At 55.7% G+C, this 24,460-nt stretch carries 34 protein-coding genes and 1 other RNA gene; 15 read left to right on the top strand and 20 right to left on the bottom strand.

Annotated elements, in window-relative coordinates:
- The first annotated feature begins 12 nt into the window (after positions 1–12).
- From AAC060_RS07575 to AAC060_RS07565, 3 genes are all read left to right on the top strand, one after another.
- The gene (locus AAC060_RS07575; protein WP_339824496.1) at positions 13–705 is read left to right on the top strand and encodes an N-acetylmuramoyl-L-alanine amidase; all 693 of its coding nucleotides are present in this window, start codon (positions 13–15) and stop codon (positions 703–705) included.
- A gap of 6 nt (positions 706–711) precedes the next feature.
- Positions 712–1,081, top strand: an RNA gene (gene rnpB, locus AAC060_RS07570) — RNase P RNA component class A.
- Between the two features lie 46 nt (positions 1,082–1,127).
- Positions 1,128–1,664, top strand: a complete 537-nt coding sequence (locus AAC060_RS07565) for a J domain-containing protein (RefSeq protein ID WP_339824493.1) — start codon at positions 1,128–1,130, stop codon at positions 1,662–1,664.
- Here AAC060_RS07565 and AAC060_RS07560 read toward each other — a convergent pair.
- The 11 genes from AAC060_RS07560 to AAC060_RS07510 form a co-directional block, all read right to left on the bottom strand.
- Positions 1,661–2,071 (bottom strand): SufE family protein, encoded by a 411-nt coding sequence (locus AAC060_RS07560; protein ID WP_339824490.1) that lies wholly within the window; start codon positions 2,069–2,071, stop codon positions 1,661–1,663. The two genes, AAC060_RS07565 and AAC060_RS07560, sit on opposite strands and share 4 nt — an antisense overlap.
- A gap of 131 nt (positions 2,072–2,202) precedes the next feature.
- The gene (locus AAC060_RS07555; protein ID WP_339690792.1) at positions 2,203–2,433 is read right to left on the bottom strand and encodes a hypothetical protein; all 231 of its coding nucleotides are present in this window, start codon (positions 2,431–2,433) and stop codon (positions 2,203–2,205) included.
- Between the two features lie 30 nt (positions 2,434–2,463).
- Entirely contained in the window at positions 2,464–2,724 is a 261-nt protein-coding gene (locus tag AAC060_RS07550) for a hypothetical protein (protein ID WP_339824488.1), read from the bottom strand.
- A 33-nt stretch (positions 2,725–2,757) separates the two neighbouring features.
- Positions 2,758–3,012, bottom strand: a complete 255-nt coding sequence (locus tag AAC060_RS07545) for a hypothetical protein (protein ID WP_339824486.1) — start codon at positions 3,010–3,012, stop codon at positions 2,758–2,760.
- A complete protein-coding gene (locus tag AAC060_RS07540; RefSeq protein WP_339824484.1) occupies positions 3,012–3,290 on the bottom strand; it encodes a hypothetical protein in 279 nt (92 codons plus the stop codon). Before AAC060_RS07540 ends, AAC060_RS07545 begins: the two co-directional genes overlap by 1 nt.
- A gap of 30 nt (positions 3,291–3,320) precedes the next feature.
- Complete coding sequence (locus AAC060_RS07535; protein WP_339824483.1) at positions 3,321–3,650, bottom strand: hypothetical protein; 330 nt, start codon at positions 3,648–3,650, stop codon at positions 3,321–3,323.
- On the bottom strand, positions 3,650–3,958 hold the full coding sequence (locus AAC060_RS07530; protein ID WP_339824482.1) for a hypothetical protein: 309 nt from the start codon (positions 3,956–3,958) through the stop codon (positions 3,650–3,652). The genes AAC060_RS07535 and AAC060_RS07530 overlap by 1 nt, the downstream gene beginning before the upstream one ends.
- 23 nt (positions 3,959–3,981) lie before the next feature.
- On the bottom strand, positions 3,982–4,365 hold the full coding sequence (pspC, locus tag AAC060_RS07525) for an envelope stress response membrane protein PspC (protein ID WP_339824481.1): 384 nt from the start codon (positions 4,363–4,365) through the stop codon (positions 3,982–3,984).
- Positions 4,362–4,670: an envelope stress response membrane protein PspB gene (gene pspB / locus AAC060_RS07520; RefSeq protein WP_339824480.1), complete on the bottom strand. Its 309-nt coding sequence runs from the start codon at positions 4,668–4,670 to the stop codon at positions 4,362–4,364. Before pspB ends, pspC begins: the two co-directional genes overlap by 4 nt.
- Complete coding sequence (gene pspA / locus AAC060_RS07515) at positions 4,670–5,344, bottom strand: phage shock protein PspA (RefSeq protein WP_339824479.1); 675 nt, start codon at positions 5,342–5,344, stop codon at positions 4,670–4,672. Before pspA ends, pspB begins: the two co-directional genes overlap by 1 nt.
- 149 nt (positions 5,345–5,493) lie before the next feature.
- Positions 5,494–5,670: a hypothetical protein gene (locus tag AAC060_RS07510; protein WP_339824478.1), complete on the bottom strand. Its 177-nt coding sequence runs from the start codon at positions 5,668–5,670 to the stop codon at positions 5,494–5,496.
- Positions 5,671–5,831: 161 nt separating this feature from the next.
- Between AAC060_RS07510 and pspF the strand changes: the two genes are divergently transcribed.
- A complete protein-coding gene (pspF, locus tag AAC060_RS07505) occupies positions 5,832–6,878 on the top strand; it encodes a phage shock protein operon transcriptional activator (protein ID WP_339824477.1) in 1,047 nt (348 codons plus the stop codon).
- A gap of 48 nt (positions 6,879–6,926) precedes the next feature.
- On the opposite strand, the gene AAC060_RS07500 is transcribed toward pspF, so the two are convergent.
- Positions 6,927–7,490, bottom strand: a complete 564-nt coding sequence (locus AAC060_RS07500) for a urate hydroxylase PuuD (protein ID WP_339824476.1) — start codon at positions 7,488–7,490, stop codon at positions 6,927–6,929.
- 184 nt (positions 7,491–7,674) lie between these two features.
- On the opposite strand from AAC060_RS07500, the gene AAC060_RS07495 reads away from it, so the two are divergent.
- The gene (locus AAC060_RS07495; RefSeq protein ID WP_339824475.1) at positions 7,675–8,280 is read left to right on the top strand and encodes a superoxide dismutase; all 606 of its coding nucleotides are present in this window, start codon (positions 7,675–7,677) and stop codon (positions 8,278–8,280) included.
- A gap of 15 nt (positions 8,281–8,295) precedes the next feature.
- Here the strand turns inward: AAC060_RS07495 and ispZ are convergent, their stop codons facing one another.
- The 5 genes from ispZ to AAC060_RS07470 all read right to left on the bottom strand — a co-directional run bounded on the left by ispZ (position 8,296) and on the right by AAC060_RS07470 (position 13,670).
- Positions 8,296–8,934, bottom strand: coding sequence for a septation protein IspZ (ispZ, locus tag AAC060_RS07490; RefSeq protein WP_339824474.1), 639 nt, complete (start codon positions 8,932–8,934; stop codon positions 8,296–8,298).
- The gene (gene ftsY / locus AAC060_RS07485; RefSeq protein ID WP_339824472.1) at positions 8,931–9,860 is read right to left on the bottom strand and encodes a signal recognition particle-docking protein FtsY; all 930 of its coding nucleotides are present in this window, start codon (positions 9,858–9,860) and stop codon (positions 8,931–8,933) included. The genes ispZ and ftsY overlap by 4 nt, the downstream gene beginning before the upstream one ends.
- Positions 9,857–11,122: a tRNA (N(6)-L-threonylcarbamoyladenosine(37)-C(2))-methylthiotransferase MtaB gene (gene mtaB / locus AAC060_RS07480; protein ID WP_339824470.1), complete on the bottom strand. Its 1,266-nt coding sequence runs from the start codon at positions 11,120–11,122 to the stop codon at positions 9,857–9,859. The genes ftsY and mtaB overlap by 4 nt, the downstream gene beginning before the upstream one ends.
- A complete protein-coding gene (gene dapF, locus AAC060_RS07475; protein ID WP_339824469.1) occupies positions 11,119–11,925 on the bottom strand; it encodes a diaminopimelate epimerase in 807 nt (268 codons plus the stop codon). Before dapF ends, mtaB begins: the two co-directional genes overlap by 4 nt.
- A 71-nt stretch (positions 11,926–11,996) precedes the next feature.
- Positions 11,997–13,670: an EAL domain-containing protein gene (locus AAC060_RS07470; RefSeq protein WP_339824467.1), complete on the bottom strand. Its 1,674-nt coding sequence runs from the start codon at positions 13,668–13,670 to the stop codon at positions 11,997–11,999.
- Positions 13,671–13,927: 257 nt separating this feature from the next.
- Here AAC060_RS07470 and ffh point away from each other — a divergent pair, with 257 nt between their 5' ends.
- The 7 genes from ffh to AAC060_RS07435 all read left to right on the top strand — a co-directional run bounded on the left by ffh (position 13,928) and on the right by AAC060_RS07435 (position 19,123).
- Positions 13,928–15,391 (top strand): signal recognition particle protein, encoded by a 1,464-nt coding sequence (gene ffh / locus AAC060_RS07465; RefSeq protein WP_339824465.1) that lies wholly within the window; start codon positions 13,928–13,930, stop codon positions 15,389–15,391.
- A 44-nt stretch (positions 15,392–15,435) separates the two neighbouring features.
- Positions 15,436–15,963, top strand: coding sequence for a 30S ribosomal protein S16 (gene rpsP / locus AAC060_RS07460; RefSeq protein ID WP_339824463.1), 528 nt, complete (start codon positions 15,436–15,438; stop codon positions 15,961–15,963).
- Between the two features lie 120 nt (positions 15,964–16,083).
- Positions 16,084–16,566 (top strand): ribosome maturation factor RimM, encoded by a 483-nt coding sequence (gene rimM, locus AAC060_RS07455; RefSeq protein WP_339824461.1) that lies wholly within the window; start codon positions 16,084–16,086, stop codon positions 16,564–16,566.
- Positions 16,563–16,877, top strand: coding sequence for a hypothetical protein (locus AAC060_RS07450; protein WP_339824460.1), 315 nt, complete (start codon positions 16,563–16,565; stop codon positions 16,875–16,877). Before rimM ends, AAC060_RS07450 begins: the two co-directional genes overlap by 4 nt.
- The gene (gene trmD / locus AAC060_RS07445) at positions 16,874–17,617 is read left to right on the top strand and encodes a tRNA (guanosine(37)-N1)-methyltransferase TrmD (protein ID WP_339824459.1); all 744 of its coding nucleotides are present in this window, start codon (positions 16,874–16,876) and stop codon (positions 17,615–17,617) included. The genes AAC060_RS07450 and trmD overlap by 4 nt, the downstream gene beginning before the upstream one ends.
- 3 nt (positions 17,618–17,620) lie before the next feature.
- Entirely contained in the window at positions 17,621–18,013 is a 393-nt protein-coding gene (rplS, locus tag AAC060_RS07440) for a 50S ribosomal protein L19 (RefSeq protein ID WP_335651785.1), read from the top strand.
- Positions 18,014–18,097: 84 nt separating this feature from the next.
- Positions 18,098–19,123 carry an aspartate-semialdehyde dehydrogenase gene (locus AAC060_RS07435; RefSeq protein WP_339824457.1) on the top strand — a complete coding sequence of 342 codons (1,026 nt, stop codon included), beginning with the start codon at positions 18,098–18,100 and terminating at the stop codon, positions 19,121–19,123.
- On the opposite strand, the gene AAC060_RS07430 is transcribed toward AAC060_RS07435, so the two are convergent.
- Genes AAC060_RS07430 through AAC060_RS07420 form a run of 3 tightly spaced genes read right to left on the bottom strand, consistent with a single transcriptional unit; the run spans position 19,120 to position 22,206 of the window.
- Positions 19,120–20,670, bottom strand: coding sequence for a DHA2 family efflux MFS transporter permease subunit (locus AAC060_RS07430; protein ID WP_339824456.1), 1,551 nt, complete (start codon positions 20,668–20,670; stop codon positions 19,120–19,122). The two genes, AAC060_RS07435 and AAC060_RS07430, sit on opposite strands and share 4 nt — an antisense overlap.
- On the bottom strand, positions 20,667–21,755 hold the full coding sequence (locus AAC060_RS07425) for an HlyD family secretion protein (protein ID WP_339824454.1): 1,089 nt from the start codon (positions 21,753–21,755) through the stop codon (positions 20,667–20,669). The genes AAC060_RS07430 and AAC060_RS07425 overlap by 4 nt, the downstream gene beginning before the upstream one ends.
- Positions 21,745–22,206 carry a MarR family transcriptional regulator gene (locus AAC060_RS07420; protein ID WP_339824453.1) on the bottom strand — a complete coding sequence of 154 codons (462 nt, stop codon included), beginning with the start codon at positions 22,204–22,206 and terminating at the stop codon, positions 21,745–21,747. Before AAC060_RS07420 ends, AAC060_RS07425 begins: the two co-directional genes overlap by 11 nt.
- 89 nt (positions 22,207–22,295) lie before the next feature.
- Between AAC060_RS07420 and AAC060_RS07415 the strand changes: the two genes are divergently transcribed.
- The 3 genes from AAC060_RS07415 to AAC060_RS07405 all read left to right on the top strand — a co-directional run bounded on the left by AAC060_RS07415 (position 22,296) and on the right by AAC060_RS07405 (position 24,405).
- Entirely contained in the window at positions 22,296–22,943 is a 648-nt protein-coding gene (locus AAC060_RS07415; RefSeq protein ID WP_339824452.1) for a DsbA family protein, read from the top strand.
- A 173-nt stretch (positions 22,944–23,116) separates the two neighbouring features.
- Entirely contained in the window at positions 23,117–23,869 is a 753-nt protein-coding gene (locus tag AAC060_RS07410) for an alpha/beta fold hydrolase (RefSeq protein WP_339824450.1), read from the top strand.
- Between the two features lie 8 nt (positions 23,870–23,877).
- Entirely contained in the window at positions 23,878–24,405 is a 528-nt protein-coding gene (locus AAC060_RS07405) for a hypothetical protein (RefSeq protein WP_339824449.1), read from the top strand.
- Positions 24,406–24,460 lie beyond the last annotated feature (55 nt).

Genomic DNA, 24,460 nt, shown 5'->3' with positions numbered 1-24,460 from the left:
GGGAGGTCTTTCATGGAACTGATATGGACGCCGTCTCCCAATTTTGACGACCGGCAGTTGCCGGTCAGCATCCTCGTCATGCATTATACCGGTATGAAGGACGCTGCATCGGCGATCAGCAGGCTAGCCAATCCCGAGGCCAAAGTCTCTGCCCATTATGTCGTGACCGAGGACGGGCAGATCGTCCAGATGGTCGATGAAGAAAAGCGGGCATGGCACGCAGGGCGGGGTTTCTGGCGCGGTATCACCGATGTAAACAGCGCCAGTATCGGCATTGAAATCGTCAATCCCGGTCATGAATGGGGCTATGTGCCGTTCCCGGAAGAGCAGATGGATGCGGTGACCAGGCTGGCGCATGCGATCGTCAAGCGCCATAATATCCTGCCATCCAATGTCATTGGCCACAGTGATCTCGCGCCCGCGCGCAAACAGGACCCGGGCGAGTTGTTCGACTGGGAGCGCTTGGCGCGTCACGGCATTGCGCTGAAAAAACCGGTGGCGAAACTGAACGATCCACCGTGGACCGATGGCGGTTTCATGCTGGCGCTGGAGCGTTTCGGCTATGATATTTCCGACCAGTCCGCCGCAGTCGTCGCTTTTCAACGGCGTTTCCGGCCGAAAAATATCGACGGTGTGATCGACGGCGAATGCCGCTCGCTGCTTTTGTCTTTAATGTTGGACAGAGAGCGCGGAATCTCTAAATAGGGCGAACCAGAGGGTCGGCCAGCCGTCCGCCGAAGCTTTAGCGAAGGTGGAAGGAAAGTCCGGGCTCCACGATTAATAGGTGCCGGATAACGTCCGGCGGGGGCAACCCTAGGGAAAGTGCAACAGAAAGCAGGTCGCGACGACTTCGGTCACGTGACATTGAAAGGGTGCGGTAAGAGCGCACCGCGGGACTGGCAACAGGCCTGGCATGGTAAACCCCACCTGGAGCAAAACCAAATAGGGGCGGCATATGGCTTTTTCGGCTTGCTGCCCGGGTTGGTTGCTGGAGCCATGCAGCAATGCATGGCCTAGATGAATGGCTGGCTATTCCGTTTCGGCGGATGGACAGAACCCGGCTTACAGACCCTCTGGTATTATCTTAGCGGTAGAACTCGCTCGGTTCCTCTGTTAGAATAGAGACTATGCCAAAAGCAAAACGATCCGATAATTGGGGTTTCCCCCGCTGGGGAAGCTATGAAAGCTCCCGCGAAACGCAGCAGGTCAAGATTTGTGACCGGCACGGCTGCGATGAAGCGGGCAACTGTCCTGCACCGAAATCTCCCAACAGTCCCGAACGCTGGTATTTCTGCCAGACCCATGCGGGCGAATATAATCGTGGATGGGACTATTTCGAGGGACTCGACAAGGAAGAGCGCAAGAAGCGCGAAGCCGACGAGCAGCGCGATGCCAATGCCTATCAGGAATCCGCCCATTATAGCTGGATGGGTTCCGGCGACGGCAGCCGTTCGCGCGATGAAATGACGGCGCTGGAAATTTTCGACCTGACGCCCGATGTCGAGTTTGAAGCGGTGAAAAAGGCCTGGCGATCGATGGCCAAGGAATATCATCCCGACGTCAATCCGGGCGACGCAGACGCTGCCAAGAAATTCCAGACGGCACAGGCGGCTTTTGATGTCTTGCGGATTGCCGAAGAGCGGCGCGTCTGGAAGCCGGTTTAGGCTTTTTGCAGCCGCGACGCCGTTTGCTGGATCAGCGCTATCATATTGGGAATACCCTGGGTCCGGTTTGAACTGAGCTGATTCTTAAGATCAAAGGGTTCGAGCACGGCGGCGATATCGGTCTTGGTAATATCGCCCGCTGCCTGATCCTGCACCGTTTCCAGCACCAGCGCGATAATGCCCTTGGTGATGGCGGCATTGCTGTCGGCCAGAAAATGCAGCCGCCCGTCATCCAGTTGCGTCGGATAGACCCAGACCGAAGCCGAACATCCCCGCACCAGCGTCGCATCGGTTTTGAGGGCATCCGGCATCGGATCAAGCTCTTTGCCGAGATCGATCAGCAACCGGTAGCGATCATCGGGTTCGAGAAATTCATATTCTTCGATCAGGTCGTCAATTTTGCTCATGGGGAGGGCGGTTAGCAGGGCTGTGTTGAAAGGTCATCTGTTTAAAAAGGTCCGCTCGTGCTGAGCTTGTCGAAGTACGCACTTGCGCGCGATGCCGACCCTTCGACAGGCTCAGGGCGTACGGGGTCCCGTTACAGCTCCACGCCAGCGGCGATTGCTTCCAGTTTACGGATACGTTCTTTCAGATCGGCAACCTCGATCCGCGATGTTGCGGTCGGCGGATTATCTTCGCGTCGCTGCTCCAGTTCGCGGGATTTAAGCGCGATCCAGTCGCGCCATCCGCGCAGGGTCACGAGAGCAACCACCGTCAGGCCAATCAGTGAAAAGGCTGCGGTAATCATGTAAAAAGCAGGTTCTTGCATCATGCTCGTCCTTCTACTTTCCGGACCGGATTAGCGGTCGCGCAATTTTTCAATCTCTTGTTCCAGCTCGCGGGCACCGCGGTCATCGGTGGCTATTTTCTCGAGCACGGCGACGCGCTCCTTCAAATATTTCACCTCTTCCTTCAGCCGCCCGGCATCGGGATCGCTGGCTATCAACGCATTGCCATTTTTATCTTCGGCAATGCCGTGTTGCGCCCGGTAGCGGGTGCTCAGTACTTTCCCGATTGTGATGACAACAATGATGGCCACAACCATTTCAAATGGATTCATTTCAATATTCCCTCCGCCCTGCGCCGAACCGGATTAACGGTCGCGCAATTGTTCAATCTCGTTTTTCAGCTGCTTGCTGCTGTGACCGTCGGTTGTGATCTGTTCGAGCACCGCCACGCGATCTTTGAGATATTTCATCTCCTCGCGCATCCGTTCGGCGTCGGGATCGGCAGCCCCCGGAAGATGGCCGTATTTTTCTGCCATTTTGCTTTGGTGCCGTGTCCAGATCACGAGGCCACCCAGCATGAAAGGCGCCAAAGGTATCAATGCCCAGACTAAATCACTCATCAGTTCAGCTCCTTTGTCTCGCCGGGATCCCGCAGATTCTCAATCTGTTGGGAAATATCCATGCCCTTGTCGGTCACGATGCGCTCAAGCACACGAACGCGCTGTTCCAGTAATTCGGTATGGGCAGCATATTGCGCTGCCTTTTCCGCTGTCATCTGCGTTTGAACCTTAAGCTGTTCCTGTTTGTATTTTATCCAGGGTTTTACGAAAACGCCGCCGATAATCGCGAGCATTCCGCATGAGATGCCGAGGATGGGGATAAGTATTGGAAAGTCCATTTCGTCGGCTCCCTGATTGGTCTGATGGCTCTAGTTCGCGCGCTTGTCGCGCAATTGTTCGATTTCCTGCGTCAGCCGGTGGCTGTCATCGGTGACAATCCGCTCGACATTGGCGAGCCGGTCTTTGACCGAACCCAGTTCGGCTCGCAGTTCGGCATTCTCGTTGGTCAGCAGTTTGACCCGCTCGACCGCTTCGCGATCTGTCTTGGGATAGACCGACTTGCCCCACTGGTTTTCCAGCGGATAGCCGTTCTTGATCCGCATCCAGGTTGTCAGGACCCAGCCGCCAACTGCAATGCCGGCGACAGCTACTATTATCGGGGCAAGCTCTGTGATCATGGCGATTTTCTCCGGGTCCATCAGTTCTTCTCCCGTAATGCTTCAATTTCGTCGGCAGTGCGTTTGGCGGGATCGGTGGCGATCCGTTCCAGCACTTGAAGCCGTTCCTGAAGCCGGTCGATTTTACCGACCAATTCTGCATTTTCATTGGACAGCAATTCGATCTTGCGATGCTCGTCCGGGCTGGTCTTGGCTGATTTGCCAGACTTTCCGCCCCATTCGTCTTCCAGTTCGTAGCCATGTTTGGCTCGGATCCAGTTATTGACGATCCACGCTCCGTAACTGATGGCGATAATCGCGATCACAAATTGCGGGCTTCCCCAATCCATATCCATTCTCCCTGTTCGGCCGCCTAGCGCAGATTTTCTATTTCGTTAGACAGCGTCGTATTCTTGCTTGTGTAGTAAAGTTCCATGTCGGCCAGCTTGCGGTCGATCTCCCGGAACCGTGATTTGATATCGCGGGTTGTGCGGCGGGGTGACTGGCGCACGCCCTGCCAGAATTTGGTATCTTCCGGGTCGCTGAGATACATGCCGCTCGGTTTGGGCTCGGAAATTTTCGCCGCAATCCAGTAAGCGATCAGCGTCCAGGGAAAGGCAAAAGTAACCGTTGCTATGATCGCTGCCAGCCGTACCCAGGCTACGTTGATCCCGGTATAATCGGCTATCCCGGCACAGACACCGCTCCATTTTGCGCGCTGTTTGTCGAGATAGAATTTGGTGCGGGAGGAGCTCATGAGGGGTGCCTTTCTTTTTTCAGAAGCTCGTCGAAATTGTCGAGCGTGGGTGCCGGAGCAGAGGAAGCCCGCGGCAGTGCGGATTGCCGCCAGTCGGGGTTGTCCGCCGCCATGATCCGCTCGATGGTTTCCATCCGGTCATCCAGCCGGCGCGCCATATGGTGCAATTCCTCGAGCAGATTCTCGTCTTCATTGGTGATGGTCGCTGCTGTCTTCCATTTGGTGACATAGTGGAAAATCAGCCATGGCAGCCCGATGAACAAAGTACCCATAACGATGGGAATGATGATGAGTTCTTCCTGCATTATGCGTCACCTTTTTTCATGGCCGCCTTCATGGCTTCCAGTTCTTCATCAACCTGGTCGCTGGATTCCAGCGCCGCGATCTGGTTTTCCAGGCTCTGCGGTTCTCCGCCCATGCCCAGCGAGTCGGCACGGCCTTCGGCAAAGTCGACCTGACGTTCGAGATATTCGAAGCGGGAGAATGCATCATGGACCTTCTCGCCATTATACATCTCGCGCAGCTTGACCCGGTTTTCAGCGCTTTCGAGGCGATTGACCAGGCTGCTCTGGCGCGAGCGGGCTTCCTGCAATTTCTTCTGCAATTTCGCGATGTCACCCTCCGATGCGCGGAGTGAATCATCGAGCACCTGGATCTCGGCTTTCAGTTGATCGGCCATGTCGGCGGCCTTGCGTTTTTCAACCAGCGCCGCTTTGGCGAGATCTTCGCGATCCTTGGAAAGGGCGAGCTGGGCCTTTTCGCCCCAGTCTTCGGTCAGATGATCGAGCTTGTCGATATGCCGGCGCATTTCTTTCTGATCGGCGATTGTGCGGGCGGCAGAGGCGCGGACTTCAACGAGGGTTTCTTCCATCTCCAGAATGATCATGCGGATCATCTTCGACGGGTCCTGCGCCTTGTCCAGCATGTCCGTCACGTTGGCGGCAATGATGTCACGCGTTCTTGAAAAAATACCAGCCATGTACATACTCCGGTTACGTCTGTGATTATGTTCGAACTTGTTCGAGCCTTCGCTCCAGTTCCGTTCTACATCATCTTGTTGAATTTCAAAAGGTGGCCGGGACTTGACTTCGGCAAGGGGGAAAGAAGTGGTCCCGGCCATTTTGTCTGTCATGCCCGATAACCTAGGTTAATCAAGCTGACAGAGGGGGAAGAGATTTGGCTGCTGGTTGCCTTGCCTTCGGCCTGTGCAGGTCCGACGGCGCTGATCAAAATCGTTGCGCCAAAAAGCAGGACCGAGATGATCGCGGAAGCATCGGTGCGGCTCATTTTGTTCAGTGCTGACATGATTTGCTCCAGAAGTTGGTTTGTTTCGTATCTGAAACCTACGTTGCAGAAGCCGTGCCAAGTCCACTAAGTAATTGAATAACAATAGAATAATGATTTTTTCGATCAGATGAACATGGTATTAATTGCTATTTAGTGGGATTTTGCACTATATATTGGCCATGAAACGCGAAAATCAATTTGTCGGGGAATCGGGCGCTTTTCTTGATGCGGTGGAAAAAGCCAGCCGGGCGGCGCCATTGGACCGTCCGGTGCTTGTAGTCGGTGAACGCGGCACCGGCAAGGAGCTGATCGCGGAACGGTTGCACCGGCTGAGTTTGCGCTGGGACGGGCCATTCATCACCCTGAACTGCGCGGCGATGCCGGAAACCCTGATCGAGGCGGAATTATTCGGTCACGAAGCCGGTGCCTTCACCGGCGCGACCAAGGCGCGGGCAGGGCGTTTCGAGGAAGCCGACGGCGGCACATTATTCCTCGACGAATTGGGAACCCTGTCGACCGGGGCGCAGGAACGTCTGTTGCGCGCGGTTGAATATGGCGAAATTACCAGAATCGGGGCTTCCCGGCCGCAAAGGGTGGATGTTCGCATCGTCGCGGCGACCAACGCCGATCTTCCGAAAATGGCGCAGGAAAAGAGCTTTCGCGCGGATTTGCTCGACCGTCTCTCCTTCGAAGTGGTTACTTTGCCGCCGCTCCGCGTGCGGGAAGGGGATATTCCGGTGCTCGTTGACTATTTTGGCCGTCGCATGGCGGCCGAACTGGAATGGCCATCATGGCCCGGCTTCGGACGTCTCGCGTCGGAGGCGCTGAACCGGCACGAGTGGCCGGGCAATGTTCGTGAATTGCGCAATGTGGTCGAGCGTGCCGTCTATCAATGGAATGATCATTCGATACCGGTCGATCACATCGTGTTCGATCCCTTCGCTTCGCCCTGGAAACCCAGAGAGACGGCTGCGAAAGCCGAAGCAGAGCCGGAGGCACTCGCGGCTGTGGAAGATCAGCCTGCGCAGAGCCCGCCCGCTGCAACAGAGCCGGCCTTCCACGATGTCGATGATATGAAGGCAGCGGTCGAAGCCTTTGAAAAAAGGATATTGGAGACCGCGCTGGCGAAATCCCGTTACAACCAGCGGCAGACCGCCAAGGCGCTCAATCTGACCTATGACCAGCTTCGCCATTCGCTGAAGCGGCACGATCTGCTCGGGACATAAAAAAGAGGGCCGCCAAGCCCTCTTTTCATGCTTCCAAATCTTCCATTTTTATCCGGCGTTGGCGTTTACCATCGCGTAGAACATCGGCAGCGAAAGCAGGACATTGGTCCGCGATGCTATCAGCGCGATTTTCCCGGCTGCCGCTTTCTCGTCCGCTGTGGCTTCGACAATGCCGAGAACCCTCTTCTGCTTGGGCCAGATGATGAACCAGACATTGGCGGCCATGACGATGGCGATCCACATGCCGACACCGATCATCTGAAATGGCGCTTGCAGGGTCATCGCCTGATGGACCCAGCCGCTAGCCCAGGCAACATAGAGGCCGGTGACCACAGTGAGCAAAGCAGCCCAGCGGAAATAGAATAATACTTTCGGTGCGATATGTTTGCCGACGGCGGGTTTCAGTTCGTCAGGGATAGTCGGCATCAGCGGCACCTGAACAAAGTTCAGATAATAAAGCAGTCCGATCCACAACACACCGAAGAACAGGTGCAGCCAGCGGCCGATTGTATTGCCGGTAACCATGTCGCCGTGCATGCCGAACATCAGTGCGAGAGCAGCTATCAGCCCCACCACCATCACTGCATTCAGATTTCCAAAAAATTTCGCCATAATTCATCCCCCCGGATTTAGATTTTACATTTAGGCCTCAACACTATGTCGCCGTTGGCTGGATGTCACTAAAAAATGGATTTTTAGCCCTGCGAACGGCTGAAAGGCACATTTCTCCTTGCATCTTTTCCTCTATTGATGCGTTTACGCAGCGTGTGTCACCTATTAACTGGAGAAAAGACAAATGGCTTTCGAACTTCCCCCGCTTCCTTATGAGAAAACCGCATTTGGAGATTTGATCTCCGAAGACACTTTCAACTATCACCATGGCAAGCATCATAATGCCTATGTCAGCAAGACCAATGACGCGATCAAAGGCACGGATAAAGAAGGCAAGAAGCTTTCGGAAATCATTGAAACTGCCGATGGCGGCCTGTTCAACAACGCGGCCCAAGTCTGGAACCACAGTTTCTACTGGCTTTGCCTGTCGCCCGAGAAAAAGGAAATTTCCGGCGAACTGAAAGAGCGTCTGGAAAGCACGTTCGGTTCGATCGAAGATTTCAAGTCCAAGTTCAAGGACGAGGCTGTTGGCCATTTCGCCAGTGGCTGGGCCTGGCTGGTACTCGACGGCGACGAGTTGAAGATCACCTCTTATCATGATGCCGATTCACCAGTCGCTCACGGCGTCAAGCCCGTGCTGACACTCGATGTCTGGGAACATGCTTATTATCTGGATTACCAGAATGCACGTCCAGACTATGTTTCCGCGTTGCTCGACAATGCGATTGACTGGGACTTTGTTGCCCTGAACCTCGACGGAGACGGCGTCAGCCGCGCCGACCAAGGCTAAAAGCAGACATGCAGATCAAGCCGCGTCCTGACTGTCAGGGCGCGGCTTTTCTTCGACCGAAAAACCGTGCTTCATCAGCATCGGAATATTGGCCATCGCGAAAATGAACGAAGTGGTGGTTACGCCCCAGACCTTGACTGTCAGCCACAAGTCAAAGCTCATCGTTGCGACCATCAGCTCGTTAATCACGGCCATCGCCGCAAAAAATATCGCCCAGTTGCGCGACAATTTCAGCCAACCTTCATCGGTCAGGCCTTCGAAAGCCGCCTGTAGCAGACTCTTCAACATCGCTTTGCCGCGCAGCAGCCCGCCAAATAATATAACGGCAAATCCGGCATAGATGATCGTCGGCTTATGCTGGATGAAGCGTGGATCATTGAAATAGATGGTCAGGGCGCCAAATCCCAGAATCAGAATGGCCGACATCCACATCATCGGCGATACCTTGCCCAATTTCCATTTGGAGACGATCATCGCGACGACGATTGCGATCATGAACGCGACCGTGCCATAGATGGCGGAGGTAATCGGATTGCCTTCCGGCGCGCCAAATTTGTAAACCAGAAAGAAAATCAGCAGCGGCCCGAAATCGAGCGCGAAGCTCAGGCCCCGATGTTCTTTTGGAATTTCTTCAATTGCTGTTGCTTCGGTCATTTTTCTATCCCGGCTATGGCTGCGGCCAAATCTTCGGCCTTGAAAGGCCTCAAGTCGTCTACGGTTTCGCCGATCCCGATGGCATGGATCGGCAAACCAAATTGCTTTGCTGCTGCGACCAGCACCCCGCCGCGCGCGGTACCGTCCAGTTTGGTCATGATCAGCCCGGTAACCTTGGCGACATCCCGGAATACCTCGATCTGGGACAAGGCATTCTGTCCGGTGGTCGCATCCAGCACCAGCACGACATTATGCGGCGCTGCCGGATTAAGCCGTCCCAGGACCCGGCGAATCTTGTCCAGTTCGTCCATCAACTCGGTTCGGTTCTGCAGCCGACCGGCTGTATCAACGATTAATACGTCGATCCCAGTTGCGGTGGCCTGCTTGACACCTTCATAGACAATGCTAGCGCTGTCGCCGCCTTGCGGGCCGCTGATGATCGGAACACCCAGTCTCTCGGCCCAGATTTTCAGCTGCCCGATGGCTGCCGCGCGGAACGTGTCGCCGGCGGCCAGCATGACACCATAATCCTGTTCCAGAAACAGGTGGGCCAGCTTGGCAATCGTGGTGGTCTTGCCGGAACCGTTGACGCCGATGACCAAAATCACCTGCGGTCGCGGAAAGGCGTCTATTTCCAGAGGAATGGCGACCGGTTCCAGGATCGCGGCGATTTCGCGCTGGATAATCTCCTTCACAGCGTGCTCGCTCAGACCCTTTTCAAATCGCTCGACCGCAAGCTTTTCGCGGATCGACGCTGCGGTAGCGGGACCAAGGTCCGACATGATCAGCGCATCTTCGATATCGTCGAGCGTGGCCTCGTCCAGCTTGGCCTTTGTTACCAGCCCGGCGAGATTTTCGGTCAGCCGCGAGGATGTCTTGCCAAAGCCGCCAAACAGGCGGTCTTTCCAACTGCTTTTTTCGGTCACGCTGCTATCCTGCCAATCAATTGCTTGTCCTGCACGTCGACGATCTCGACCGGAACAATCTGTCCCTTGTTGGCGGAAGCATCAAATCGAACCCGGGCAAAATTTTCCGAATATCCGGTGTCGCCGGACATCTCGGTCAGTATATTCTGTCGGGACCCGACCAGGGACTGGCGCCATGAGCGGGCGCGTCGGCTGACTGTTTCTCGCAATATTTTCGCTCTTTCCTTAATCACATGGCCGTCAACTTGCGGCATTTTTGCTGCCGGTGTGCCCTGTTTCGGCGAATAGGGAAAAATATGACCATGAACAACATCGCACTGCTCGATTATCGAGCGGCTGTTGGCAAACATGGCATCATCTTCGGTCGGGAAACCGGCGATAATATCCGCGCCGATCGCAATCTCCGGACGTCTGGCTTTCAGCCGCTCGACCAGATCGATCGCCTGTTCCCGGCTGTGCCGCCGTTTCATGCGCTTCAGGATCATATTGTCACCCGACTGCAGCGACAGGTGGATATGGGGCATCAACCGTAATTCGCCGGTCAGCAGATCAAACAGGCGGTCATCAATCTCGATACCGTCCAGCGAGGAAAGCCGGAGCCTTGGCAGCTCGGGAACATGTTTCAATATCCGTTCGATCAACATGCCCAATGTCGGCGCGCCGGGCAGGTCGGGGCCATAGCTGGTGACATCGACGCCGGTCAGTACGACTTCCTGAAAGCCCTTGTCGACCAGAGCCTGCACCTGTTCCACGACAATCCCGGCGGGAACCGAGCGGCTGTTACCACGGCCAAAGGGGATGATGCAGAATGTGCAGCGATGGTCACAGCCATTCTGGATTTCGACAAAGGCGCGTGACCGGTCGGCAAAGGCGCTGACCATATGCGGAGTGGTTTCGGTGATCCGCATGATATCGGAAACCCGGATTTCCGGACGGTTGCTTTGCAGGCCCAGCTTGAAATTGGCCGCGTCATATTTGTCGAAATTTCCGACCACGGCGGTGGTTTCCGGCATGTCCGCGAACATTGCCGGATCGACTTGCGCAGCGCAGCCGGTCACGATTATATTTTTCTCCGGATTGTCTTTCTTGGCCCGGCGGATGGCCTGCCGCGTCTGTCTGACCGCCTCGTTGGTCACAGCGCAGCTATTGACGATGATCAGATTGTCCCCGTCAATATTGTTGGCGGCCAGATTCTGCCGCAACGTCTCGCTTTCCGCGATATTGAGCCGGCAGCCCATGCTGATCATTTCCGGTGCGCTCATCCGAACTGCGACCAGTCAGATTCACCCGAAAAGACATAGGTGGTCGGGCCCTGCATCTGGATTGTATTGCCGTCTTCCCAGCTGATGATCAGGGTCCCGCCCGGCAATTCGACTTGCACGGGACTGGTCACCATGCCGCGTCTGATCGCGGCGACAGCGGTTGCGCAGGCTCCGGTGCCGCACGCCCGGGTCAATCCCACGCCGCGCTCCCAGACGCGCAAATGGATCTTGCCGTCCTTGATATGGGCAACATTGACATTCACTTTATCGGGAAACAGCGGATCGACTTCGATCATCGGGCCGAGGCGATCCAGCTCGACGATATTGCTATCGTCGACGAAAAAAATCACATGCGGATTGCCGACATTGACGGCGGATGGATTTTGCAGGTCTTCCCAGCCAACAGGCATAGTCAGCGTGTCCATCGCATAACCGAGCGGAATCGATTGCCATTCGAACCGGGGTGTGCCCATGTCGACGATGGCGCCGTCTTCTGTCGCATTGCCGGTGATGATGCCGCCACCGGTTTCGATCCGGGTTTCGTCGCCAATCAGCTTGGCGACGCATCTGCTGGCATTGCCGCAGGCCTCTACTTCACTGCCATCGGCGTTAAAAATCTGCATTCTGACGTCGGCTTCGCTGGACGGGCGCAAGATGATCAACTGATCACATCCGATCCCGCTATGCCGGTCTGCAATGGCCGTGACTATTGCTGCGGACAGTTCGATTTCGCTCGCGCGCGCATCGATAATGACAAAATCATTGCCCAATCCATGCATTTTATGAAAGCGTCCGGTCGTCATGTCTGGCGATTTAGGGATGCCGGTCCCGCGAGTCCAGCAATTCGGCTCGCTGTGACGTTAGACAATGGGACTTAAGCGGATTTTTTCCGGCTAGGCTCATCGACAATCTGGGCAGGGGCAATGTTTTGCGGTCCCGAGATTTCTCCATCTGTCTTGGCGGGCAGCAAATTGCGTTCGGCCAACATCTCCCGTGTCTGTACCATCGACAGCGGGCGACCGTAATACCAGCCCTGGCCTTTGGCACATCCGATCCGCCGGAGTTCGCTCTCTGCTTCCTTGCTATCGATACCCTCGGCCGTGATCTTCATGCCGAGGCTTTCGCCAAGACCTGTGATCGCTTTTACGATCGCTTGGCTCTCAGGATTTTGAATGATCGATGTTACGAAGCTGCGGTCGATCTTTATCTGGTCAAAGGGCAGGGCGCGCAAATGAGCAAGCGAACTATAACCGGTTCCAAAATCATCCAGTGCGATTTTTATGCCCTGGTTTTTCAGACTGCGGACGATGGACTGGGCCAGACTAAGATTTTCAAACAGAGAACTCTCGGTGATTTCGATTTCCAGTCGATTTGCGGGAAATCCCGATTCAACGAGCAGTTTGACAATTTTTTGCGCCAGCCACGGATCAAGCAACTGGATCGGTGATATGTTGACGGAAATGGTAAGGCCCGGATCCCAGTCTTTGGCGTCCTCGAACGACTGGCGCAAGACGCTCAGCGAGAGTTCGTCGATCATGCCGGTCTCTTCGGCTATCGGGATGAAAACTTCTGGAGAAATCAGCCCCTGTGTCCTTGATTCCCAGCGACACAACATCTCGAATCCGGTCAATTTCCCGGTCGCGAGATCGACCTGTTGTTCATAATATGGAACGAATTCACCCTTAGGAATGCCCGCGCGCATTTCGGTTTCGAGCCAGTTGCGGGTCTGCAATTCCTTTTCCATGATATCGTCAAACCAGCAATAGCGGTTCCGGCCCTGTTTTTTGGCACTATACATGGCGATATCGGCTTGGCGCATCAGCGCGTCGACAGAATCTTCATCAGGATTGTAACGAGACATCCCGATTGATGTCGTGACCACGAGATGGGTGCCATTCTCGACGATTGGTGACGCGATTGCGTCGATTAGGTCATCGGCAATTCTTTCCACCATCTCCGGCTGCTCGGGATCAAAGATGAAAGCGCAGGCAAATTCATCGCCACCCAGTCGCGCCAACAGGTTTTTCGGCGGCAGGACGCTCGCAAGGCGGTTCGCAACCTGTTTCAGGACAACGTCGCCGGCGCTATGGCCGTGGACGTCGTTGATATTTTTGAAATTGTCGAGGTCGAGCATCATGAACGCTATGCTTTTGTGCTTCCGTTCGGCAGCCTCGACCAGGTCTGCGGTTTCTTCTGCGATTGTCCGACGATTGAGCAACCCGGTCAACGGATCGGTAACCGCAAGCGAATGGGCCCGCTGTTCGGCAGCAGCTCTTTCCTCGACTTCAATAGCCAAGTCCCGATAGCGGCGCCAGCCGAACAGGATCAGGGCGATATTGAGCAGGAATGCGGAAACGAGTACATTGTCGCTGCCGTTGGTTTTTCCGGAAAGGGAAGAAATGGCGTCGGACAATACGGTGCCACCCGTACTTGCAAACAGGAGGATTGCCAAAATTACAACGACACCGGTCACAGCATCGCGTCGGGCAGATAGAAGATATCCGTTCTTCATTGATTTGACGCGCTGGTCGGCTACTGGTCCAGCCATGTTGATTTCCCCGCTGTTTATGCCCGCTCATTACCTCGATAGTTCTCAATTTCTAGTTAACAGCAATCTATACTAGCTAAAATCCGGGCTTGCGATTAATCGAGGACTGGACTAATAGACCGCTACTAGAGGCAATATCCGTATTGCCGATCCAGTTTAGAGTTCGAAAAACTCACACGTCGATCAGCGAGGTTTCGCCCATCGGCGTTTTTTGCGTTGGCCGGGAAACTGGCCGTTTTGAAGAAGGAAGGCGGAACATGTTTGATAAGTTAAGCGACCGCCTTGGCGGAGTCTTCGACAAGCTACGCGGGCGCGGCGCGCTACGGGAAGAAGATGTTCGCGGCGCGATGCGTGAAGTGCGGATTGCCCTGCTCGAAGCCGATGTCGCACTTCCTGTCGTTAAGGACTTCGTCGAAAAGGTCACCGAAAAGGCCGTCGGCCAGTCTGTTCTCAAATCGGTCACGCCGGGTCAGCAAGTGGTCAAGATCGTCAATGACGGCCTGGCCGAAATGCTCGGCTCCGAGGTCAGCGCGCTGGAATTGTCAGTCGCGCCGCCCGCGATCATCATGATGATCGGTTTGCAGGGCTCCGGTAAAACGACCACGACGGCAAAAATAGCCAAACGGCTGAAAGACAAAGATAACAAGAAGGTCATGATGGCCTCGCTCGACGTCAATCGTCCGGCGGCTCAGGAACAACTGGCTGTATTGGGCGAGCAGATTAACGCTGCCACCTTGCCGATTGTCGCTGGACAGCAACCGGTCGAAATCGCGAAACGCGCTCTGCAAGCCGCCAAGTTGCAAGGCTTTGACGTACTTTTGCTGGATACTGCCGGTCGGCTCCATGTCGATCAGCAATTGATGGACGAGATGAAGGCTGTCGCCGATATCTCCCAGCCACAGGAAATCTTGCTCGTGGTCGATGCGCTGACCGGACAGGATGCCGTCAACGTCGCGCAGAATTTCTCCGACCAGGTCGATCTGACCGGTGTTGTTCTCACCCGGATGGACGGCGATGCGCGCGGCGGTGCGGCTCTGTCGATGCGGGCAGTCACTGGCAAGCCGATCAAATTTGTCGGTGTCGGCGAAAAGATCGATGCATTGGAAGAATTTCATCCGGAACGCGTTGCGGGCCGGATATTGGGCATGGGCGATGTCGTCAGCCTGGTCGAAAAAGCGGCTCAGGTCGTCGACAAGGAAGAATCCGAGGCGCTCGCCGAGAAGATGCTCAAGGGGCAGTTCGATCTCAACGATCTACGCGCCCAGCTGAACCAGATGACCAAAATGGGTGGTCTGGGTGCAATGGCGTCGATGATGCCGGGTATGAAAAAAGCCAAGGCAGCGATGGCCGGTGGAGCGATGGACGACAAGGTTCTGGTCCGGATGGATGCGATCATCGGTTCGATGACCAAGGAAGAGCGTACGCGGCCCGGTCTGCTCAATGCCAAGCGCAAGCGGCGGGTCGCTATTGGCTCCGGTACAACCGTGCAGGACGTCAACAAGCTACTCAAAATGCATCAGGAAATGGCCAAGGCGATGAAGCGCATCAAGAAGATGGGCGGAATCAAGGGACTGATGTCGATGTTCGGTGGAGGTGGCGGAGCCGCTGGCGCCGGAATGGGCGGTCAGGGCGGCGGCATGGCTGGCATGCCCGGCCTTCCGGATATGTCTCCAGGCGGTCTTCCACCTGATCTGGCCAATTTATTGAATAAGAAGAAATAGTCGTAACAATTTGAATTTTGGTATTTTTAGAAAGGTTTATTACAATGGCAGTAGCAATGAGAATGTCCCGGGGCGGATCCAAGAAACGTCCTTATTACAAGATCGTGATCGCTGACGTCCGCGCACCACGCGACGGCAAGTTCATCGAACGGATTGGCAGCTACAACCCGCTGCTCGCAAAAGACGACGAAAAGCGCGTTGTTCTCGACGCAGAGCGTGCGAAACATTGGTTGGAAATGGGTGCGAAGCCTTCCGACCGCGTTGCTCGTTTTCTGGACGTAGCCGGTTTGTTGAAGCGTGAAGCACGCAACAACCCGAACAAAGGCAAGCCAGGCGAAAAAGCCACCGAGCGTGTAGAAGAGAAAGCTGAAAAAGCTGCTGCTGCTGAAGAAGCCGCCAAGGAGGCCGCTGCGGCTCCTGCGCCGGTAGAAGAAGCTCCGGCTGAAGAAACTGCTGCTCCTGAAGCTGCTGCAGAAGCAGCGCCAGCTGAAGAAACACCTGCGGTTGAAGCGGCTCCTGCCGAAGAAGCAAAAGCTGAGGAAGCTCCTGCAGCTGACAAAGCCGAAGGTTAATCAACCCATGATAACGCGCACCGTTCCTCCCGAGCTCGTCGAAGGAGAGCGGTGCGCTTTTTTGTGGTGGCCCTGTGAGTTTCATGAGGCCGACAGCCATGGCGTGAACGGAAACTATCGATGAACCCGGAAAAACCCGTCCCGCTTGCCGTCATCATTGGTGCTCACGGGATCACCGGCGAAGTCCGGCTGAAACTATTCTGTGACGGTATCGATAGTCTGACGGTCCACAAAAACTTCAACAATGGCGCATTGACGCTGAAATCCGTCAAACCCCATAAGATGGGCGCGATTGCACGGATTTCCGAAATTACCGACCGCAACGGCGCCGAAGCCGCCCGCGGCACCGAACTAACCGTCCCGCGCTCCGCCTTGCCGGAGCTGGACGAGGATGAATTTTACCATATCGACATCATCGGCCTGCGCTGCGTCTCCGACGCCGGCGAGCAGCTGGGCAAGATATTTGCCATCTACGAATTCGGCGCCGGCGACGTGATCGAGATAGAGCGGGCCAATGGTACCAAATTCATGGTTCCGGTGATCGCAATCGATATGGCTAGCGATCCGGCGATCGTGGAAGCGGATTTTGTCGAGCCGCAATGATCCTGATTGTCATCATCTTCCTGATCGCAGGACTTACCATCGCGATTGTCGAGATTGCGAAACGGCTCAAGCCGGACATAAATCTCGCTTGGCTGCCATTTTGGGCGAGTCTTCCGATACCCGGATTGCTTGTGCTATATTGGCTGTTCAACCTCTGGTGGCTGCAATCCGATCATTGCCTCGAGGGCCAGGTTTGTGGTCGGGAAGGCATCATGTACATGTCGGTTGGGGCTGCTGTGGCTATGTTCGGCAGCTTCTTCGTCGGTATGACGACTTCCATATTGTGGATAAACTGGCGCAAGAAGAAATGACCTTCACCGCCCAAATCCTGACCCTTTATCCGGAGATGTTCCCCGGTCCACTCGGTACATCGCTGGCGGGCAGGGCGCTTTCGGAGGGGAAATGGATTTGTGACCCCATAAACCCGCGCGATTTTACCACCGACAAGCATCGCAGCGTCGACGACACGCCGGCAGGTGGTGGTGCGGGCATGGTGCTCCGGGCTGATATCATGGCGGCAGCGGTAGATCAGGCCATTGAAAATCACCCAAAAGTCCCGATCCTCGCCATGACCCCGCGCGGAAAACCGCTGACACAGGCCCGTGTCCGGGAAATCGCAGCCGGTCCCGGCGTCACCATAATCTGCGGCCGTTTTGAAGGATTTGACGAGCGTCTGTTCGATGCTCGCCCGATTGAAGAAGTCTCGATCGGCGACTATGTGCTTTCCGGCGGAGAAATGGGCGCTCTGGTGCTTTTAGACGCTTGCATTCGGCTGCTTCCCGGGGTAATGGGCGCGTCTTCTAGCGGAGATGACGAGAGTTTCGAGAACGTTATTCTGGAATATCCGCAGTACACCCGACCTCAAATATGGGAAGGGCGCATAATCCCTGAAGTCTTGCGATCGGGGGATCATGCGAAAATAGCTGCTTGGCGGAAACAAAGGGCAGAGGAAGATACACGGCTAAGGCGGCCGGATTTATGGGAGCGTCACAGGGACTCTCCGGATCAGTCGCCCTCTGGTGCGCAGGAAAAAGATAAAGATAAGGAATAGGTCATGAACCTGATTCAAACACTTGAAAAAGAAGCCGTAGACGCGTTTATCGCTTCGAAAGAAATCCCCGAATTCCGTGCTGGTGATACAGTACGCGTCGGTGTTCGCGTCGTTGAAGGCGAGCGCGTTCGTACCCAGAATTATGAAGGTGTGTGCATCGCACGTACCAATCGCGGCATGGGCTCCAACTTCACCGTACGCAAAATGTCGTTCGGCGAAGGCGTCGAGCGTGTGTTCCCGCTTTACTCCCCTAACATTGACAGCATTACCGTGGTTCGCCGCGGTATCGTGCGTCGTGCGAAGCTTTATTATCTTCGCGGTCTCACCGGTAAGCGCGCTCGTATTGCGGAACGCCGTTTGAACCAGCCTACGAAGGGCACCGAAGCAAAAAAATAATTTTCGCTTCATAAGAGTTTCAAACAGCCGGTTCTCCCCACCAGGAAAACCGGCTGTTTTCATATCAGCCACAGGAAAAGTTTCATGGGTTACAAAATTGTAGTTGTTGGTGCCACGGGCAATGTCGGTCGCGAAATGCTCAATGTTCTGGCAGAGCGCGAATTTCCTTATGACGAGATCGCCGCCGTCGCATCTTCGCGGTCGCAGGGCAGCGAAATCGAGATTGGCGACACCGGCAAGATGCTCAAGGTCCAGAATATCGAGCATTTCGATTTTGCTGGCTGGGACATGGCTTTGTTCGCTGCCGGTTCGGCCGCGACCAAGGAATATGCCCCCAAGGCTGCAGCCGCCGGTTGTGTCGTGATCGACAACAGCTCGCTCTATCGTATGGATCCCGACGTTCCGTTGATCGTGCCCGAAGTGAACCCTGAAGCGATCAGCGGCTATACCAAGCGCAATATCATCGCCAACCCCAACTGCTCGACCGCGCAGATGGTCGTGGCGCTTAAGCCGCTGCACGATGCCGCTATCATCAAGCGTGTCGTTGTCTCGACCTATCAGTCGGTCTCCGGTGCCGGCAAGGGCGGCATGGATGAGCTGTTCGAACAGTCCCGGGCGATCTTCGTCGGTGACCCCAAGGAAAACCACGTCTTCACCAAGCAGATCGCGTTTAACGTGATCCCGCATATCGACTCGTTTCTCGACGATGGTTCGACCAAGGAAGAATGGAAGATGGTCGTCGAGACCAAGAAGATCCTTGACCCCAAGATCAAGCTTACCGCGACCTGCGTCCGCGTCCCGGTCTTTGTCGGCCATAGCGAATCGATCAACATCGAATTCGAAAAAGAGCTATCCGCTTCGGACGCTCAGAAAATCCTCCGCGATGCGCCCGGCATCATGCTGATCGATAAGCGCGAGGACGAAGGCTATGTCACGCCGGTCGAATGTGTCGGCGACGGAGCTACTTTCATCAGCCGCGTGCGCGAAGATCCGACGGTCGAAAACGGCCTGAACATCTGGTGCGTCAGCGACAATCTCCGCAAGGGTGCGGCGCTAAATGCCGTCCAGATCGCAGAACTGCTGGGTCGCAAGCATCTTAAAAAGGGCTAGTGCGCCGCACTGGCCGCTTCGGCCGAATTGACTTTCATCCGCTGGGGTTTCTTCATCAGGAACACCAGCGGAACACATAATGCGGTGACAACCGACATTAGCCAGAAGTCCCCCAGATAGGCGATCATCAGCGCCTGACGGTTTACCTCTCCGTCAATCATCATCATCGCCTGCTCGCCATATTGCCCAAGCCGGCTGATGCTGGTCGGGCTAAGCGGCGACAGCCGTGCTTCGGTTACATTGCCGGCAAGATCGGCGTGGCTGGTTTGCCAGTTACGGCCGAGCAGACCGACAAATACCGCGATCCCGACAGAGGCGCCGATGGTCCGTGCGAGATTGAGCAGGCTGGCACCATCGGTCCGCAAGGCGGGTGTGAGCGTGGAAAAGGCCAATATATTCATGGTGACGAACAGCGCGCCCATCCCGAGTCCCTGGACAACACCGCTGGTGATCACTGGCCAGCGGTCCATTTCCAGACTCCATCCGGTCATCATCCAGGCCGAATATGACGCCAGCGCCATCCCGGTTGCAACGACATAACGGGCATCCACTACCGTCGCCAGCCGGCTGCCGATTGCCATGCCGAGGAACACGCCGATCCCGCGCGGTGCCAGTATCAGGCCTGCATCAATGGGCATATAATGATAGATATTCTGCAGCATCGGCGGCAGCAGCGCCATCGTTGAAAACATCGAAACGCCGGCGACGATCATCAGCAGCATTGCCGTAATCAAATTGCGGTTCCGGAACAGATCCCGGGACAGAAACGGATTTTTCGCCGTCGCCATATGGATCGAGAATATCCACAAAGCGGATGCCGCTATGCCAAATTCGATGATGATCTCCCAGCTGTCGAACCAGTCCTCGCTATTGCCCCGATCGAGCATGAGCTGGAAGGATGCGATAAAAATCGCGAACAGAAGAAATCCGGACAGGTCGAACTTCCGGCGGGCGATCGGCCGCGAGGGCAGGAGCGTCCAGAGCATGACGAAGGCGATGATACCGAGCGGAACATTGATCAGGAAAATCCATTGCCAGCTGAAGTTCTCGGTCAGATAGCCGCCGATTATCGGTCCCATGATTGGCGCGATCATGATGCCCATGCCCCAGATAGCCATGGCCCGCGGATGATTTTTTGGCGGGTTGATGTCGAGCATCACCGTTTGCGAAAGCGGCATGACAAAAGCGCCGGACAGCCCTTGCATCACCCGGTAAAAAACCAGCATTTCAAGATTTGAGGCGGTCGCGCAGAGCAGTGACGAAATAGTGAATCCCGCAATCGACAACAGGAACAGATTGCGGGAACCGATGCGATCGGCGATCCAGCCGGTAATCGGAATAGCCACTGCCGAGGCCAATATATAGCTGGTCAGAACCCACGTCACCGTATCCAGTGTCGCGCCCATCCCGGACTGCATGTGCGGCAGGGCGACATTGGCAATCGTCGAATCCAGTATCTGCATGATATTGCCGAGCATGACGGCAACCGTCAGCAGCAGCCGGTTGTCGACCGGCAGTGCTGCTACATCAGGATCTGGGGCGGTCACTCTTTACCATTGCGAAGATCGACGGTCACTTCTGCGGAAATACCGGCGATCAGCTGCCGTGGTGATTTATCCAGTATCTTGATCCGCACCGGAACCCGCTGGGTGACCTTGACCCAATTGCCATTGGCGTTCTGGGCCGGGAGTACGGAAAATTCCGATCCGGTTCCGGCGCCGATACTGTCAACCCGGCCATTCAGTTCCAAGCCGGGATAGGCGTCAAAGGTGATCTTCGCTTTCTGTCCGACTTTCATCCGGGCGAGGTCGGTTTCCTTGAAATTGGCTTCTATCCAGCTGCTGGCGTCATTGACGATCGACACCATCGGCAGGCCGGAGACCATCATCTGGCCGATTTGCAAACGCGTCGACTGGGCGATGCGTCCGGCGACGGGAGCCAGGACCCGCGTGCGTTGAAGATTGAGCTGCGCTTGTTCCCGCGCGACTTTCGCATCGGCAATTGCCGGATTTTCTCCCGGTGCTGCCGATCCGGTCGAGAGCCGTGCTTTCGCGGCAACAACGTCGGATTGCGCGGATTTCAGCTTGGCCCGGGCGAGATCGACTTCATGCTGGGCCGCATCCAGTCGCGCTCGCGTAGTGAAGCCTTTGTCCATCAGCGCCGCCTGTCGTTGATAGTTGGACAGGGCGAAGGCAATGTCCTGCCGCGCCACTTCTATATCAACGCCGCTGACCTGATAATCGGCCTGGAGATTCTGCACCTCGACCTGCGCAGCGGCAATACGGGCGTTGCTCTGGGCAACCGCCAGTTCAAAGGGAACCGGATCAATCACGAATAACAGGTCGCCTGCATCGACCAACTGGTTTTCGCTCACGCCGACCTCGACAATCTTGCCGCCGACCTCGGGAGATACAGAGACGATGTCCTGCTGGACATAGGCATTGTCGGTCGATGCATAGCGGTCGCTGGTTATCCAGTAATAGACTCCAAAACTTGCAAGCAGCAGTGGAACCGACAGCATCAATATCCACCGGCCAATGCGTCGGCCAAGCGAACGCTCTGGTACAGGTTTGGGAGCCATGTCCTCCACAAATTCCGCCATTTCGATTTCCGGGTTGGGATTATCCGCCATTGGCCGCTCGCTTCTCTTGAGAATCTTCGTCATCAATCGTCAGCAGATTGCTGCGAAACTGTTCGAGCAGTTGATGAAGCTGTTCCTGATCTTTTTCCGTTACGTCGTGCAGTGCCTCTTGCAGCAATTGCTCTCCGAGCGGTTTCAACTGGCTCGTCAACGCGATGCCTTTTTCTGTCAGATAAAGTTTCCACGCACGGCGATCGGCGGGATCGGAACGACGTTCGACCAGTTCTGCGGACTGCAACCGGTCAACCATGCGGCACAGCGTCATGGCGTCCAGTTCGAGTCGATCTGCCAGTGCGCTCTGGTTGATGCCTTCGTTATATTGCAGCCAGGTCAGTACCCGCCATTGCGGCCGTGTCACGCCGATCGCCTTGGCCCGCTTGTCAAACGTCCGGCGAATCAGGCGCGAGACGTCGCCGATCAGAAATCCTAAATTGTCACTCATTTCCACGATTTAATAACATAGTTTATTATATGCAATGATTAGGTTCGAAAATCGTGGATGGAGACTTATTCTTGTGCCATATGACCGGCATGACATTGAAAGCAGACGTATATTGGTCCTTCCGTTCGCCCTACAGCTATCTGGCTACGCGGCGTTATGTGGCGCTCACGCAGGAATATGACCTGCAGATCAACCAGCGCTTCGTCTATCCGCTGGCGATCCGCGAACCGGATTTTTTCGAGAAGAACCATCCCAACTGGCTCGGCTATGTGTTCAGGGATATATTCCGGGTCGCGCAGCATATGGGCATCCCGATGGCACCGCCCAATCCCGATCCGATCGTGCAGGATATCGCAACCCGAAAGATCGCCGCTGAACAGCCCTATATTTTCGAACTGACCCGGATGGGGCAGGCCGCATCCCGGCGCGGCAAGGGTCTGGAATTTGCCAATGAAGTCTCGCAGATGATCTGGGGCGGCACCGCTGGCTGGAACGAAGGCGACCATCTGGAAAAAGCGGCGGAGCGGGCCGGACTGAACCTGACCGAACTTCGAGTCGAAGCAGCAACCCAGTCGGACGGTCTGGACGCCGAAATTGCGGAGAACCAGATAGCGCTCGAGGCTGCTGGCCACTGGGGCGTGCCGACGCTGGTGTTCGAGGGTGAACCTTTCTTTGGGCAGGATCGGATCGATTTGGCTGTATGGCGGATGAAGCAAAAGGGCCTTGCCGAGCGATAGTTTTTTCGGTCTTTCCACGATCAGTATGAGGCGTTAGGCTGCGCGTGATGTTCGCATTTTATCTTGGTCCAAGCTGGGCTTCCCAATCCAGGGAAATCCGAAGCCGACGGGCATGACGGAATCTCTTCGTTTGGCGCTGGCTCTGACACATTTTGGAATATGAGAACCGATTGATGACCGCAAAAAACTGGGACTTTTCATCCTTTGACGGAGTAATCCTCAAAATCCACGAAATGGGCGCAGGCCGCCCCGTGATCCTGCTCCACGGGCTGTTTTCCAACGCCGATACCAACTGGATCAAATTTGGTCATGCGCAGGCCTTGGTCGACGCCGGCTTCCGGGTGATCATGCCCGACCTGCGCGCTCACGGTGAAAGCGCGGCGCCGCATGATCCGGCTGCCTATCCCGACGATGTTCTGGTCAAGGACGTGCAGGCGTTGATCGAACATCTGCAATTATCCGACTATGATCTTGGTGGTTTCTCGCTCGGAGCCCGGACGACGGCACGGCTGCTGGTCACAGGCGCAAAGCCGGCCAAGGCGATGCTGATGGGTATGGGGCTCGAAGGGCTTGCCGGATGGGAACGGCGGCAGGAATTTTTTCAGGAAGCGATCCGGATCAAGGACACGGCCAAACGCGGCGATCCGCACTGGATGGCTATCCAGTTCATGAAGAGCCAGAAGGTGGATCCGGTCGCCGCATCCTATCTGCTCAGGACTTTCTCCGATCTGGAGCCAGAAGCGTTGGCGGTTATAGACACGCCTACACTGGTGCTGTGTGGATCGGAAGATCGCGACAATGGCGATCCGGTGAAGCTGACCGAACTATTGTCCCGGGGGCAACATGTCGCCATACCGGGTACCCATATGAGCAGTGTGACCAAATCGGAAATGAGCCGGGAAATGGTGCGCTTTCTGGCCGGATAGGAGAGACAATGCCGAAATTGTATAGCTGGCGTAATTTCTGGATATTCTGGGGCGGTGGACTGGCGCTGTTTATCTATCTGGTTGCAACGGGCGGAGTGCTCGAAACGACGGTCGCGCCGGGAGGCATATTGGATCACCAGAGCGCAGCGACGGCGGAGCGGGTGAACGCGATCCAGCAGAGTTGGGCCGCTGCGGGTGTGCTCGATCTCGCTCGCTGGGGCATGATCGCCGATCTGGTTTTCATCACCCTCTATATGTCTGGCGGGATAATCGGCGGACGGCTGATCTGGCAGCGGGCCAATTCCCCGACACTCAAAAAGGTCGGCCTGCTGTGCGTGCTGAGCTATTTTATCTTTGGCCTGACCGACTATGTCGAGACCGTCTGCCAGCTGGTTCAGCTGGTCAACGAACAGGGCAGCGACATTCTGGCCGGAACTGCGGCGCTGGCCAAACCGGTCAAGACCATCAGCTGGATTGTCGGCACAGTCGCCATGATCGTGGCGCTAATCTGGCGATGGCGCGAAACACGGGCTTGACCGGCAGGCAATAAAGTTTCAATTCCAACCAAATTCAAAACAGTTGAGGATCATA

Source organism: uncultured Parasphingorhabdus sp. (assembly GCF_963975555.1).
In the GTDB taxonomy this organism is placed as follows: Bacteria; Pseudomonadota; Alphaproteobacteria; order Sphingomonadales; family Sphingomonadaceae; genus Parasphingorhabdus.
Note: the sequence above shows the minus strand (reverse complement) of the source record. Positions and strands in the feature narration are given on the sequence as shown.

Bases quoted from the DNA above. Each gene is read 5' to 3' on its own strand.
- pspB (WP_339824480.1), bottom strand. From the start codon at position 4,670: ATGCAGGAAGAACTCATCATCATTCCCATCGTTATGGGTACTTTGTTC.
- trmD (WP_339824459.1), top strand. From the start codon at position 16,874: ATGACCTTCACCGCCCAAATCCTGACCCTTTATCCGGAGATGTTCCCC.
- AAC060_RS07450 (WP_339824460.1), top strand. From the start codon at position 16,563: ATGATCCTGATTGTCATCATCTTCCTGATCGCAGGACTTACCATCGCG.
- rplS (WP_335651785.1), top strand. From the start codon at position 17,621: ATGAACCTGATTCAAACACTTGAAAAAGAAGCCGTAGACGCGTTTATC.
- rimM (WP_339824461.1), top strand. From the start codon at position 16,084: ATGAACCCGGAAAAACCCGTCCCGCTTGCCGTCATCATTGGTGCTCAC.
- AAC060_RS07545 (WP_339824486.1), bottom strand. From the start codon at position 3,012: ATGAGTGATTTAGTCTGGGCATTGATACCTTTGGCGCCTTTCATGCTG.
- dapF (WP_339824469.1), bottom strand. From the start codon at position 11,925: ATGACGACCGGACGCTTTCATAAAATGCATGGATTGGGCAATGATTTT.
- AAC060_RS07555 (WP_339690792.1), bottom strand. From the start codon at position 2,433: ATGCAAGAACCTGCTTTTTACATGATTACCGCAGCCTTTTCACTGATT.
- AAC060_RS07530 (WP_339824482.1), bottom strand. From the start codon at position 3,958: ATGGATTGGGGAAGCCCGCAATTTGTGATCGCGATTATCGCCATCAGT.
- AAC060_RS07410 (WP_339824450.1), top strand. From the start codon at position 23,117: ATGACCGCAAAAAACTGGGACTTTTCATCCTTTGACGGAGTAATCCTC.
- AAC060_RS07420 (WP_339824453.1), bottom strand. From the start codon at position 22,206: ATGAGTGACAATTTAGGATTTCTGATCGGCGACGTCTCGCGCCTGATT.
- mtaB (WP_339824470.1), bottom strand. From the start codon at position 11,122: ATGAGCGCACCGGAAATGATCAGCATGGGCTGCCGGCTCAATATCGCG.
- AAC060_RS07510 (WP_339824478.1), bottom strand. From the start codon at position 5,670: ATGTCAGCACTGAACAAAATGAGCCGCACCGATGCTTCCGCGATCATC.
- pspA (WP_339824479.1), bottom strand. From the start codon at position 5,344: ATGGCTGGTATTTTTTCAAGAACGCGTGACATCATTGCCGCCAACGTG.
- AAC060_RS07560 (WP_339824490.1), bottom strand. From the start codon at position 2,071: ATGAGCAAAATTGACGACCTGATCGAAGAATATGAATTTCTCGAACCC.
- AAC060_RS07405 (WP_339824449.1), top strand. From the start codon at position 23,878: ATGCCGAAATTGTATAGCTGGCGTAATTTCTGGATATTCTGGGGCGGT.
- AAC060_RS07575 (WP_339824496.1), top strand. From the start codon at position 13: ATGGAACTGATATGGACGCCGTCTCCCAATTTTGACGACCGGCAGTTG.
- AAC060_RS07470 (WP_339824467.1), bottom strand. From the start codon at position 13,670: ATGGCTGGACCAGTAGCCGACCAGCGCGTCAAATCAATGAAGAACGGA.
- ffh (WP_339824465.1), top strand. From the start codon at position 13,928: ATGTTTGATAAGTTAAGCGACCGCCTTGGCGGAGTCTTCGACAAGCTA.
- ispZ (WP_339824474.1), bottom strand. From the start codon at position 8,934: ATGACCGAAGCAACAGCAATTGAAGAAATTCCAAAAGAACATCGGGGC.
- rpsP (WP_339824463.1), top strand. From the start codon at position 15,436: ATGGCAGTAGCAATGAGAATGTCCCGGGGCGGATCCAAGAAACGTCCT.
- AAC060_RS07415 (WP_339824452.1), top strand. From the start codon at position 22,296: ATGACATTGAAAGCAGACGTATATTGGTCCTTCCGTTCGCCCTACAGC.
- AAC060_RS07535 (WP_339824483.1), bottom strand. From the start codon at position 3,650: ATGGACCCGGAGAAAATCGCCATGATCACAGAGCTTGCCCCGATAATA.
- AAC060_RS07500 (WP_339824476.1), bottom strand. From the start codon at position 7,490: ATGGCGAAATTTTTTGGAAATCTGAATGCAGTGATGGTGGTGGGGCTG.
- pspC (WP_339824481.1), bottom strand. From the start codon at position 4,365: ATGAGCTCCTCCCGCACCAAATTCTATCTCGACAAACAGCGCGCAAAA.
- AAC060_RS07565 (WP_339824493.1), top strand. From the start codon at position 1,128: ATGCCAAAAGCAAAACGATCCGATAATTGGGGTTTCCCCCGCTGGGGA.
- AAC060_RS07425 (WP_339824454.1), bottom strand. From the start codon at position 21,755: ATGGCGGATAATCCCAACCCGGAAATCGAAATGGCGGAATTTGTGGAG.
- AAC060_RS07435 (WP_339824457.1), top strand. From the start codon at position 18,098: ATGGGTTACAAAATTGTAGTTGTTGGTGCCACGGGCAATGTCGGTCGC.
- AAC060_RS07550 (WP_339824488.1), bottom strand. From the start codon at position 2,724: ATGAATCCATTTGAAATGGTTGTGGCCATCATTGTTGTCATCACAATC.
- AAC060_RS07495 (WP_339824475.1), top strand. From the start codon at position 7,675: ATGGCTTTCGAACTTCCCCCGCTTCCTTATGAGAAAACCGCATTTGGA.
- AAC060_RS07540 (WP_339824484.1), bottom strand. From the start codon at position 3,290: ATGGACTTTCCAATACTTATCCCCATCCTCGGCATCTCATGCGGAATG.
- pspF (WP_339824477.1), top strand. From the start codon at position 5,832: ATGAAACGCGAAAATCAATTTGTCGGGGAATCGGGCGCTTTTCTTGAT.